Here is a 12,839-nt window from a genome sequence, read left to right as displayed (position 1 = left end):
ATTTAATCGTGGTCTTCGTTTCCAAATGGTTTAATAATAAGCCCTACACTAAAAATAAAACCATCTGTAGGTGCGTAAATTTCAGGAAAAACGGGATTTTCGTGAGGTGGTAAAACCAAAGGTGAAAATCTGCTTTGTCTTCTATCTGTAAAGTTCTCAAAATTTACAAAAACACTACCTAATTTAAAGTTACGCATAACTAATAAACCCATAGTTACAAAGTCTGTAGTTTCAGTTCCATTAGATAAAAATTGTTTTCCTGTATAGTAGGTTTCATAACCAATTCGCCACTTTTCAGACTCATACATTAATACACTACCTGCATTATGTTTTGCTGTTAATGGCTTCTGTGGATTACCAGGTAAATAGTTTAGCTTGGTATCTATAAAAGCGTAGTTTAAAAACCATCTAAAGTCTTTGTAAGTAAACTTAATATTGGTTTCTGCTCCTTTGCTAAAGATTTCATCTGGTGCATTTTCAAATTGAAAAAACCCATTGTCTGTTGAGTTTAAAAGCAGTCCATCATTAATAGCAGTAACATAGAATAATTGATTCACAGAAAAACCAATATCATCAGATAAACGGGTTTGATAGTTTACATCGAAATTTACACCATAAGAACGTTCTGCATTTACTGTTGATTTATCTATTGCAAGTACATTTTCAAAATTGATATACTCTGCTTCTTCTGTAAAAATATCTGGAATCTTATACCCTAAACCTCCACCAATTCTACTTGAAAATCCACTATTATTTTTGTAGAGCAATGAAACTCGTGGTAATGGAAAGAAACCGAAATCAGTATTGTAATCTGCTCTTAATCCTGTTTCCAATATCCAATTATCGGAAATGTCATAGATGTTATTTGCAAATGCTCCAAAGGTTACATCTTTTTGGTCACGCTGTAATGGTGCGTTGTCATTTTCATCAAAATTAGACGTGTAAAGATTAGCACCCAATATCCAATCCGTTTTTTCTGATGCTGTATTATATGATATTTCAGTAAAAGTGTTTGTTTGCTTACCATCAAAATTAAAATCCGGAACAGTTAAATTCCTATCGAAAAAAGAAATACTGTTTTTAAATTGTAGTGAGCTAACAGAATCTAATTGGGTCTCATATACAAATTGACTGCTTAATCGTTTTGAATTGTTTTCTTCGGTATATTGATGAATCCCATTTTCGCCATTTTCTATTTTTTGAATATCTCCACCGATTCTATCGTCATACGTTCCGTTTAAACCAAACCAAACTGTAGTCTTTTCTGATGGATAATAAAACAATTTAGGATTGAAAGAAATTGATGTTGTTTTTGGCAGATTACTAAAGCCATCATCTTCAGGGTCGAATGCTTTTTGATAATGACCAGAGCCGTAGAGTGAAACACCAAACTTTTCATTTCGTTTGCTGTAAAACACATTTGCTGTATTTCCTAATGCTTGTGTTTGTGTAAGCATAATATCCAAAGCAGGTTCTTCATCTGGTGTTTTAGAAACCATATTAACCAATCCTGCTATTGCACCACCGCCATAAAGTGTTGAAGAACTTCCTTTGATTATCTCAAATTGTTGTAAGTCTAAAGGTGGTATTTGCAAAATGCTTAAACCGCTTGAAAAACCACCATAGAGAGGAAATCCATCTCTTAATAGTTGCGTGTATCTACCATCTAATCCTTGAATGCGGATATTAGTACTACCACTACTTAATGATGTTTGTTGCATCTGTATTCCTGTACTTTCACGTAACACCATAGAAATATTGGTAGGATTCATTATTGCTTTTTCACTTAATTCCTCTGCACCAATATACTCAACACGAGTTGGTACTTTACGTACTGTTCTTGTACTTCTTGTAGATTGAAGTACAACAGCATCTAATTGATTACCACCTTCTTTTAGCTTAAACAATAATTCTGCATTACTTGGAATTTGAATTGTGGTTTCTAATGTTTCAAAACCTAAAAAGGAAATTACTATTTGATGTTGGCCATCTGGTATTTCTGTAAATTCTGCAATCCCATCAAAATTGGTAACTGCACCTTTTTCTAATGCTTCAAAGTAAACCGTAGCACCCATTAAAGGCTCATTTTCTGCCTCTGTGATGACTTTAATTTGTATGTCTGATGTTTGTGCCTGTAATGATAGGCAAAGTATTAATATGAGCTTTATGCTCAATATGTATTTATTCATTGAATTATATTTGTAATTGACTAAATAATTGATTTAAAATCGTGTTATTTTAGCTTATTACTTGTGGCGGTTGCCAAATATTGGAAAGGAAATTAAACCTATAAATAGGTTGATATGTAGATATTAACTCCGATGAAATTTCAATATTGAGTTTTAAATTAAATGTCTTGATTGGTTCGTAAGTAATAGACATACCACAACAATTACAAATACAAGTGACAGGACAAGAATCGTCACTATCTTCTTGATGGTTGTGATTAACACTTATCTCGTCCTGATGTTGGTCTTCTATGTTTTGACCATCAGAACAAGGTTTTGCCGAAAGCAATAGTATTATTAAGGATAATATGATTGTTACAAATTTCACAAATACAAAGATAAAAATTTAGAGATGCAATGGTTGTGCAAAAGATTACTTTGATTCTAAATATTAACCAAACTACCATTTTCCCATTTTAGAAAGTACTTTTTTATATTTCAGCATTTGTATGTCATCCTTACAATATGGATGCTCTAACAACTCTTTTAGTTTACCTATAAATTCTTTTGAAACAAATCCTTTTTTCTTTAAAATCTCAAATAAAATAAGTGCTTGTTCTGCTCTGTATTTAGCTTTTTTGAGAAATTCCTCACCATTTTCTGGCTTTTCATAATGATTTTGAATATCAAAATGTTTATCAATATCGCCTTTATAAGATATTAATAGTTTTTCAGCATTTTGTTGAGTTACGCCATTTGTAGTAAATACATAGTCTCTATCTTGTGTAAGTCGATTAATTCTTGTTTGGCCATCTGCATAGTCATTAGGATGGATTTCTAAATAATGTGAGCGGTCTAATGGTAATGTTATTACTGCCTTTGGGTCATATAATCCTTGAAAACGATTTGTTTCAAAATGCCTGATTGATACAGGGTTATCACAAGTTATGATTGGTGCATTGTCATCATTAATTTTAATAACATTTATAGTACAGTCATACTTATACTTTACAAAATTTCCCCACTGTTCTAAATGGTTTACTAAAAAAAACGTTCTTGAACGTTCGTTATGTTCTTTTTTTACAACTTCAATATCATCAATATGAAACTTTATTTTTTCACCATATAAGTTCATTTTTATTATTCCTTCTTCATCTACTGTATGAGCTGCTCTATCAAAAATCTCATTATTCATACTTCTTTGAAGGTTTAAAATTCTTGGTGTTCTAAAATATAGTGATAGACAAACGTAGAGTATCTGTATTTTTTGTTCTTGGGTTAACGTTAATACTTTTTCATCAATAAGCAAGGAATAGACCTTTTGAAATTCACTATCTACATTTTCAGCATAATGTTTTTCTAAAGCATATTTTACCTCATCTGATTCTGCTGGTATTGTATAAATATTCTTTTCAAAACAAATATCTTTTGTGCTTATTTGTTCTAATAATATATCGTCATCGAGCTTGTAAACATCAACAAAATAGTTTCTTTTTTTACCTTCAATTCCAAAGTTCTTTAAATACGAACGTGGAATATAATGTTGTTTTATTGGGTTTGACATACTCTATTTTACTGTATTTATTGGCATTTCCTTACTTCCTATTTTTTCTAATAGACTTTCAATGTTACTTACGATTTCTTTAAAGAATTTCGAGTTATCAAGCACTATTTCAAATCTATTTTGCGAAGACACATACTCTTTTAGTGTAAAGCGCCCTTTACTAAAGCTCTTAATGTTGTTAAACTTTCTATCGCTATTATTGACAGTATCGTTGTTTTTAATAATACCCTTGTGATGTACAATTAAATTGCGCACTTGTCTAAAATTATCAATAAAACTCCATTCAGGATTGAGTATAGAAAAATCAACTTTAGCAGACTGCTTTAAAAACTTCTTTACTTTATCAATATCATTATTACCTTTTAAGTCATCTACTCTGTAATCTGTTTGTTTATAGGATGCGAACCTATCACAACCACGTCTTAAAGTATCTTCAAAAAAAGAATATAGCTGTATGATTTGAGCGTTTCTATAATTTTTTATATAAACATCATTAAACATAAAGACATTATCAATGAAAGAATCTTCTATATGGTCTAAATATTCTTCCGAAAACTCTGATTTATCTCCTTCTTTAGATTCTTGAAAATTATCATATTCAGCTTCTATATTTTTTAATTCCATTTCAAAGTGAGTTTCCATATGATTTATATAATCCTCGATTAAATGGAACTCAAAATGGATAAAGCCAAATCCCATTATGGAAGCAAGTGTTTCTTTTCTTCTTAATCTTGACATATCATTCTTCTATAAAAACCACAAAGCATTTTTAGCGTCCTCTGGAACACCGTTAATAAAGCGAGGTGCTATTTGTGCTACCATTTCTGGATATTTTATGGTAATGGGTACATTTTGTTGTCGAAGTGATTTCCAATACAGTCTGCTAAACTGATACACTTGCGTTAATAGTTCTAACACTACATCTGCATCTTCAAAAGCATCTTCATCTGGACTACTTATCTTAATTTTTATTGGAAATGGATAGCCATCTGTATCTGCATATCGCTGGGAATTAGGATAACGTGCATTATTAAATAGTAAGAATTGATTTTCGCTTATACGAATGTATGTACCACTTACTGGCATTAATTTTTTATCCCAATTTAGGTCGTAAGCAATAATGTCTTCCGCTTCGGTTTTATTAATATTGAGAATGTATAAAGGCACTTTTAAGCCTAATGCGTGCATCCCTTCAATAATGGGTTTTAACTCTTCATAGCTCATTTCTTTATAGAAATGAATAACCACTTTATCTGCTTCAGCTACAGATGTAAAATCTCTAATGGCCTTGCATATACTACCTGCTAATAAATCTGTTTCTGTTTGGTCGAAATATTCAAACTTTCTAAATAGTCCATTATTTTGAAAACTAAAGGCACTTGCTATGTAACGCCTGTTTTCTCCTTGATTAGTAAATGCTCCTACACCAATTACCAATTCTTTTTTGTCGGTTACAGCCAACTTCCAAGGTGCGCCACCTAATTTAGCGTGAATAGCCAATGCCATATTTTGTAAAGAAAACTGAAAGTTATATTGATTCTCAATATTTACTACCATTTTTTCATAATCAACCACTTGGGTTACTATACCCTCGTTTAAGAATAATTCTTTAATACGGATGTATATTTCTCGGTCTTCTGGATTAGGCGTGAACTTATCGAAAGGACTTAAATAAAATGCTGCATAGCGCACATTATCGTGGTCGAAAGAGAGGTTTTCTAACTGTTCTGTTATCTCTGGTATTGGGTCGTTTTGGTTTGTAAACTCTATAAAATGTTCTTTAGAAGTGGCTGCCTTTATATTTACATAGGCTTCAATCCCTTTAAAATATTTTTTTTGAGAGTTAACGCCAAATTTAAGGTTGTTGTAAAAGGTTTTAATTGCTTCTTTGTGTGAGGTATGATACACAAAGAAAAACTTTATGTTTTGGTTGTTTGGTCTTTTGTATGGGTTAAGGTTATTCATTGCCAATTTAGGCACTAAATGTGTTTTTTTATTGCCATATTGGTCTTTACCAAACTCCAATAAACCTAATTGTGGGTTAATGTGGTTTATGCGGTTACGTGGTACATCTATAAATGCATCATTTTTGAACGGAAAAATGGCTTTAAACTCATCTGTAAACAGATAATTGGTTGCAAAATTATTAATGAGTGCTACATACTTTTGGTACTTATTAGCTGGTCTTACTGGTTCTTCAATAGGTATATTTAATGCTCTGGCTAATGGTAAACTAAAAATTGGGAATGCCTTATCAAATTCTATGGCGTTGTAAAATTCTTCCTTTTCCTTTGTGTCGAGGTCCATTTGATAGTTAAAGGTTTTTTGACCATATACGCAACGCCTTATTAACTCTGTATCCTCAATATCCTTAACAGACGTTGTGAGGACTTTGGATGTGCCATCATAAGACACAATAAGCTCTGGTAAGTCTGTAAGTTTAGCAAACTGAATTTTAAATGAAAATTTGTAGTAGAGGTTGTAATCTGTTGTATTTCCTTTTTTGGAAGGCATCCATACTTGAACATCGCCTACAAAGTTTTTGACAACGATATATTCTTTAGATTTAAAATAGCTTCTTAATTGGTGTTTTAAATATTGCTTGTAGATTCTTAATTCCCTACCATCTACTAAATTTAGTTTAATACTTGGTGCGTTAGGAATTTTATCAGTAAACGCCGTGTAAATTTCGTCTGTATTGGATAAATCTGTTTCAGGAAACGCCTCAAATATTTGTTTAGAAAACTTTGATTTATGGATTGGGTGACTGCCTTCTATATCTTCTAACGATAAAAATATTGTGGGCGCACTATTGGGCCATTTAAAGTTAAGTATATTGGTTTTGAGGTGTTCTTGCATAGACTATTATTTTTATTTTAAGCCTCTATTTATTCTGCTTTATCAATTAAATCTTTTGGTTTATAATCTTTCGTACCACTTGGTTTTGAGGAATATCCAGCAAAGCCTGGGTAACCTGGATAACCCGGGTAACCTGGGTAACCCGGATAGCCGGGATATCCTCGATATGGAAAATTTGATACTTTATAAAATCTATCGTTATCGAATATGCTCCCTAAATACTCACCTTCAGTATCGACAGCGTGTTCATCTTCCCAAGGAAACCAACCTATCCAATCAGCATCAGAATTATATAAATAAGCACCTATTTTAAATGCAATCCAATCGCCATTTGAGTTATATAAATATTTCATAGTTATTATTTTTTTGTTAATCTATTTAAATTTTCTTCTGCTATTTTGAGGATTTCCGTACGCTCCTTTTCATTTTTAATCATTAATACAATTTGCTCGGACATCCATAGCTTAATTAATTCGTTTTCGTCTTCCTTTAAGGTTTTTGCAAACGCAACTACCTGCTCTCGTCTTGCCATACGATTTCCTCGTTCTATCTTACTTAAATATGCAACATCCATATTTAGATTTGCAGCCATTTCTCTTAATAGCAAATTGCGTTTTTCACGCAATGAGCGTATGTACTCTCCAAACGCCATAATAGAATTATTTAGACTTGTCAAATTTTGTCTAATTTAAACAAAGGAAAGTAAGAATAAAGAAAAAGATATCAACAGTTATCAACAGATAATGAGGAAGTTAAGGATTTGAGGAAACCACTTTATTCTTATCCTTAAATCCTTAAAATCCTTATTCAACTTCTTGCAGGATTTGAATACAAATTATGAGCTTCGCGATGTATTAATCCAGCCTCAACAAATTTCGTAATATACCCTTCTGCTGTTTTGTGTGGTATGTTTTGTTTTGTGGCTAAATCCAAATAATCTTGTCTATTAAACTGCTTTGGTAAACTCTCTAAAAAACGTTCTTTTCTATTTAAGCGTTTTATTGCTTTTTGCTCAATTGGTAAGTCGTTAAACACCTTACTACTGTGCTTCACTAAAATTGAAATGATTGCTAATGCATTTTGAAAATCAATATCCTCACATTCTTTTGTGGCATTTACATCCCCATCTTCCATAATACGAAATGCTGTAAATAGCATCATTAACCGAAATGCAATCAAGCCTAATCGTCTAATGGTTGCAATGTATTCTTCGGGTTGAAGATTAATGTATTTGGTTTGTAAAGACTCAAAAAATGAGTTGAATTTTTGTTGCTGTTGAACTGTTAATCTTACTTCAATTTCTGGGTTATTCTTTAGGGTTTTGTATAACTGTAAAAACTCATTACCTAATTGCGTGTAATAATCATCTAAACCAACATTACTGCTATTTTGAAATACATTTTTCCACGTGGGTTTTATATTCATATAATAGAACATAAAGCGACTAAACAAACCATTTTCTGCATTGGGAATCAAGGTTGCTACTTGCTTTGGTGTTCCAGATAATACGGTTGATAAACACGGTTTTTCAATATCTACATATTCTCTATCTGTTCTGCGATAATAGCTGATTGTTTCGTGATGGAAAGCTTTACGAAAACCATCTGAATAGTTGCCATAATCGCTTTTAAAGGCTTGTGCTAATGTATCTCCTTCGGTTTCAAAAATTAATCCTCTACCATCATTATCAGAAATTAATTGATATACGCCTGTTACACTATTGTTGGCAGGAATAAACAGCATTCTTTCTGGTGGTTTACTTGGTTTTTCCAAGTTTTCATCTTTACCCTTGTTCATATTATAAGTTGCCATTTCTGTATTAAATTGTTGCTTTAGAACTTTGGCTTGCTCACGTTTTAACTTGTGAACAGGTTCTACCAACTTTTTAATTTGATTAAGCCTGCCTTTACCTGCAGATGCAGGTGCAGTTACAAAAAGATATAAATTAGCAAACACCTTACGTTGGTCGTAGATACCAAAGAGTTTAGGAAAGCAGGCACTAAAAGCCGTTAAAGCTCCTAACAACAAAATGTCCTTTTCCTCTTGACTGCTCGCTGGATTTACAACTTGTTGTAAAAACTGCGGTAAGGTATTAAATACCTCATCCGGTATTGTTGGCATTGCTTGGTTGGGTGTATCAACAATAGTTGCAACGTTTGTTGCAACTTCGTTGTTGTACTGTTGTTTGGTCGGTTTGATACCTGATTGATGTGCGTTATGGTAAAAGGTAGCAATAGTAATTCCGTGTCCTTTTGCATTTAAGCATTTGTTGAATTGTTCATCACATTCTTTTGAATCATAGCCCGCATAGTTTTTGCTTATTCGGTGGAAATAATCTCTTCCTGTTTCTCCATATTCTTCAGCTAAAGCAAAACCTAAATCTCTCCAAGTTGCATAGTTTCCTGTTATGTCCAAACCTGATTGCTCGATTGCTGAAATGTAGGATTCAATGTCGTTATCAGCAACAGCAACAACATTAGTTGTTGCCGTGTTGCTTTTTGGTTGAGGTTGCTCTTTAGGAACTTCTAACCAATCTTTTGGGTTAAATATTTTTGTCATAATGCTTGATGTCTTTTATGTAGAAAGGCTGTTGGGTCATATGGTAAAAAACACGCTCTGGAAACGTCTTTACCTGACTGGTCAACCTCAATGTTATAATTGTGTTTAATGTAATTTGCTACTGCTGTGAAATATTCTGAATGTGATACTTCTGAAACATCTATTCTAATAATCCATTTTAAACCATCACCAGATGGTGATATGAATAGCATTTCGGTTTCAAAATATTCATCATTTAAGAGTTGTGTTCTTAACTCTTGTAAATTCTCTAAATGGTCAAAATCAATCGTTAATAGATTAGAATGCTTTAGCAAATTGTTATCACTTCGTTTTTCAAATGTTCCTGAAAGTGTTACGTAATCAAAGCGATTTACTTTGAATTTACGTGCTTCTTTTACATTGGTAATTGCTCTTAATTCTTCAGTAATCCTTTTGTATTTATCACTTGTGATTAATGCAAATATTTGATGCAGTCGCAATGTTTCCGCAGGAAATACATTACGAACAGGTGCTTTGAAAAAGCTACAGTAAGCATACCAGGTATCGTCTGGTTCGTTTAACCATTCTAACTCGTCATTTTCTTTGATTTCTAAATTCAGATGTACTGCTTCATTTATTTTCTGCAATAAATCAGCTTCATCAATAGTTTTAAAATGATATTTGGCAAATTCAAATACATCACCGTTAAAGGTTTTTAGTTCGGTATCTCTATGGGTTGCAATCACTCCATCAATATGAATCCGTAAAGTTTCTTTTCCACCATTAAATGGGTTACGAGTTATCCCGCAGTCCCTTCCTTTTACGGAAAGGACTGTTGTATCAGGATAATACTGTCTTAACACATAGGCATAAATCTTTAAGCCATAATGTGTTTTGTCTAAAATTGCTTCTCTACTTATTTCCATCTTGCTTGAAATTATGGTTGTAGTAGTTATCTTGAAGCAATTGCTCTATGTCAGCAACTCTATAGTAAAATTTACCTTTTACTTTGCTGTAAGGCAAAGTGCCATTGGTTCTTAAAGTTTGCAACGTACGCTTACTAATATGTAAAGTCTGCAATACATCTTGATTGTCTATCCACGTATCCTTTAATACTTCTGCTCTCGATTGTCGCAACAATTCGATACGTGCTTTTAAGTCCTTGATATCTTGCGAGAGTGCCAAGATTAAATCGATTATTTCAGTCATAACTTCACCGCTCCTTTCTTAATTAGGTAATCGGCAGCTTGCTGTTCGATTTCATCTTGTGAATCAACACGGTTACTTAATAACCATTCTTCTAATTCGACTCTGTTAAAATAAATTTTCTTTCCATTCGGTTTATAATGTGGAATGGTTCCTGTACTTGTAAGTTTGTATAAATGGGATTGTGATAATTCCAAAAACTTACACGCTTCGTTGAAGCTCAATACGTTTTTTACAATAATGTTTCTGTCTAAAACGTGCTGTTCAATAATTTTGAGACGTTCTAATATTTCGTCCATAACTAATAAAATTTTAGTTTATAGTAAATGGACATCTGGCCAAATGTCATTCTTGGTTTTCAAGAACAGGACAAAGGTTCAAAATTGGCTTCTCGATTTTAGTAAGAGTGTAAAACAAGGGTAAGACAACAGTAAGGTTTCTTACTATTCTTACTGTTTTTTATTGCAGTTGTTGGATAATTTTATCTATTTCTTCCTTTTCTTTTGGGTTATGAACTTTGTTTTTGTGAAGATTATTAGCCTTTAATAGCGTACCTGTTTTGGTAACAAATTTTCCAGAACGTTCTATTGCCGTAGGATTGAAATAAATAAAAAATGGTTTAAGTTTTGTTACAAGGTAACTAAACTGTGTCGTCTCGCATTGAAGATAAATTTGCGATTCTGTATTTGTGAAATCTTTTGCTAATAAGAGTTCGTGCAACTGTTCTACAGTTGTACGGTTATCTAACAAATCTATTTTTAGATTTACCAGTTTGAGCACAGTTAGCAAAGTTGAAGTGTCATTACTTTTATATCCGAAAGAAGTCTTTGGTTTTGCTTTCGTTTTTGATGTTTTTTTGGTAGCAACTTTTTTAGTGGTGCTCTTTTCTATCACATTAACATCAAAAGTTTCATCATTAAAGTATTTTTCTGCAATTTCTGAAATAGAAAATGTTGTGTTTTCTGAAAACTGACCGTATTGCTCTTGTAGTTCAGCATACAATCTTATAGCAGACACTTTTAAGTAGTTTATGATATGATTGTCATCATTATTTAAATCTGCTGTTATTCCTCTTTTATTGATATAAGTTGCAATGTCATTTAAGTACTTATCAAATTTATTAAGAAGAATAGTAAAGCTATATTTATTTTCTGATGTAGTTGCATTTTTAGGAAATTCCTTTACAAAAGATGCTACTGTATTTTCTGTTTCATTAAATATTACCTTTTGGTAGTATTCTTTTTTCGCATTTAAAGGCTTTTTAAAGTTTACTTTAAAAACTGCATTATTGGCTTTTGGATTCAATTTAAAATCAGACAGTAGGTATTTAAAATCCTTTTTTTGTCTATTATCTCTATGTAAGCCATTGGTTATAGAAACCAAACTTGAAAATACACTTCCTTTCATTATAAATCCAGTTGAATACGGTTAGCCGCTTCTTTCTTTTTATCGTCAATTACTTTAGCATATATCTGTGTAGTGCGTAATTCTTTATGACCTAATAATTTTGATACTGTATATATGTCTGTACCCAAAGTTAATTGTAAGGTAGCGTAGGTATGGCGCGCGCAATGGAAGGTTATATTTTTAGTAATACCTGCTTTCATCATCCATTGTTGTAGCTTTAAGTTAGACCAGGCACTATAATGCAAACCATCAAACACTTTATCATCTGGATTACCTTTTTCTCCTAATAAATTTCTTGCTTGGTCTGATATTGGTAAGGTTTCAACACCTTTAGTTTTCTTTTGTCTAAATCTGATATAATATCCCATTTCTTTAGAGTGCTGGATTTCTGACCATATTAGTTTTTCAATATCTGACCAACGTAATCCGGTTAAAGCTGAAAAAATAAAAGCATTCTTTAAAATAGGCAGTTCACATTCTGTATTAACTACTTTTTGTAATTCATCAAGCGTTAAAAATTCTCGTTGAGGTTCGCCTTGTTTAAAGTATTCAACACCATTTGCAGGATTTACTTTTAATATACCATCCTTTACAGCCTGTTTTAATGCTGCTGAAAATTTCCCGAAATATGAATATTTTGAATTTTGAGACAATTGCTTACCTGCTCTACCTATTGCATCTTTATCTAAATACTCTTTGAAACGCTCAACAAATGATTTGTCTATATCTTGAAAACTAACATCAGTTGGACAAAACTTTTTTAAATGTTTTAGCATACTGTTCCAATTCCCATAGTTACCAGAACTTGTATTTTTCTTTTCTGCTAATGCTGTAACATAAGTAATAAAACTACCTTTTAGCTTTTCGATGTCTTGAAATCCATAGATGCCGTTTTGTATTTCTATCTGTCTTTGCGCACAAATAGTTTCTGCTAATTGCTTGGTTTTCTTATTAACCTCTCTTTCGGTTTTAGTTTTAGGATTAGGTGTAAGGTATAAGCGTAAATACTCGGTTTTACGTTTTCCTTTATGATAGTAATCTAAATACAGACTAATTTTATTGTTCTTCTTGCGTTGTCTTAAAGTTACTTTCATAAG

General features: G+C 32.2%; 13 protein-coding genes. All 13 read right to left on the bottom strand.

The window, feature by feature from the left end; translation table 11 throughout:
• Positions 1-2: 2 nt before the first annotated feature.
• Positions 3-2,189 (bottom strand): TonB-dependent receptor, encoded by a 2,187-nt coding sequence (locus MBM09_RS08695; protein ID WP_238673313.1) that lies wholly within the window; start codon positions 2,187-2,189, stop codon positions 3-5.
• A gap of 49 nt (positions 2,190-2,238) precedes the next feature.
• Positions 2,239-2,556, bottom strand: coding sequence for a DUF6660 family protein (locus tag MBM09_RS08690; protein WP_238673312.1), 318 nt, complete (start codon positions 2,554-2,556; stop codon positions 2,239-2,241).
• 72 nt (positions 2,557-2,628) lie between these two features.
• On the bottom strand, positions 2,629-3,732 hold the full coding sequence (locus tag MBM09_RS08685) for a DUF4238 domain-containing protein (protein ID WP_238673311.1): 1,104 nt from the start codon (positions 3,730-3,732) through the stop codon (positions 2,629-2,631).
• Positions 3,733-3,735: 3 nt separating this feature from the next.
• Positions 3,736-4,470: a hypothetical protein gene (locus MBM09_RS08680; RefSeq protein WP_238673310.1), complete on the bottom strand. Its 735-nt coding sequence runs from the start codon at positions 4,468-4,470 to the stop codon at positions 3,736-3,738.
• Positions 4,471-4,479: 9 nt separating this feature from the next.
• On the bottom strand, positions 4,480-6,591 hold the full coding sequence (locus MBM09_RS08675; RefSeq protein WP_238673309.1) for a Piwi domain-containing protein: 2,112 nt from the start codon (positions 6,589-6,591) through the stop codon (positions 4,480-4,482).
• A gap of 29 nt (positions 6,592-6,620) precedes the next feature.
• A complete protein-coding gene (locus MBM09_RS08670; RefSeq protein ID WP_238673308.1) occupies positions 6,621-6,944 on the bottom strand; it encodes a hypothetical protein in 324 nt (107 codons plus the stop codon).
• 5 nt (positions 6,945-6,949) lie between these two features.
• Positions 6,950-7,243, bottom strand: coding sequence for a helix-turn-helix domain-containing protein (locus tag MBM09_RS08665; RefSeq protein ID WP_238673307.1), 294 nt, complete (start codon positions 7,241-7,243; stop codon positions 6,950-6,952).
• 155 nt (positions 7,244-7,398) lie between these two features.
• Positions 7,399-9,150 carry a DUF3987 domain-containing protein gene (locus MBM09_RS08660; protein WP_238673306.1) on the bottom strand — a complete coding sequence of 584 codons (1,752 nt, stop codon included), beginning with the start codon at positions 9,148-9,150 and terminating at the stop codon, positions 7,399-7,401.
• Positions 9,147-10,055 (bottom strand): BT4734/BF3469 family protein, encoded by a 909-nt coding sequence (locus tag MBM09_RS08655; RefSeq protein ID WP_238673305.1) that lies wholly within the window; start codon positions 10,053-10,055, stop codon positions 9,147-9,149. Before MBM09_RS08655 ends, MBM09_RS08660 begins: the two co-directional genes overlap by 4 nt.
• Entirely contained in the window at positions 10,042-10,314 is a 273-nt protein-coding gene (locus tag MBM09_RS08650; RefSeq protein ID WP_223878837.1) for a helix-turn-helix domain-containing protein, read from the bottom strand. Before MBM09_RS08650 ends, MBM09_RS08655 begins: the two co-directional genes overlap by 14 nt.
• Positions 10,315-10,334: 20 nt before the next feature.
• Positions 10,335-10,634 carry a helix-turn-helix domain-containing protein gene (locus tag MBM09_RS08645; protein ID WP_036122936.1) on the bottom strand — a complete coding sequence of 100 codons (300 nt, stop codon included), beginning with the start codon at positions 10,632-10,634 and terminating at the stop codon, positions 10,335-10,337.
• Between the two features lie 160 nt (positions 10,635-10,794).
• A complete protein-coding gene (locus tag MBM09_RS08640) occupies positions 10,795-11,742 on the bottom strand; it encodes a DUF6617 family protein (protein ID WP_238673304.1) in 948 nt (315 codons plus the stop codon).
• Positions 11,742-12,836: a site-specific integrase gene (locus MBM09_RS08635; protein ID WP_238673303.1), complete on the bottom strand. Its 1,095-nt coding sequence runs from the start codon at positions 12,834-12,836 to the stop codon at positions 11,742-11,744. Before MBM09_RS08635 ends, MBM09_RS08640 begins: the two co-directional genes overlap by 1 nt.
• Positions 12,837-12,839 lie beyond the last annotated feature (3 nt).

Origin of the sequence: Flaviramulus sp. BrNp1-15 (genome assembly GCF_022259695.1) — a bacterium.
Lineage (GTDB): Bacteria > Bacteroidota > Bacteroidia > Flavobacteriales > Flavobacteriaceae > BrNp1-15.
The sequence above is the reverse complement of the archived record's forward strand: the minus strand, read 5'-3'. Positions and strand labels throughout refer to the sequence as shown.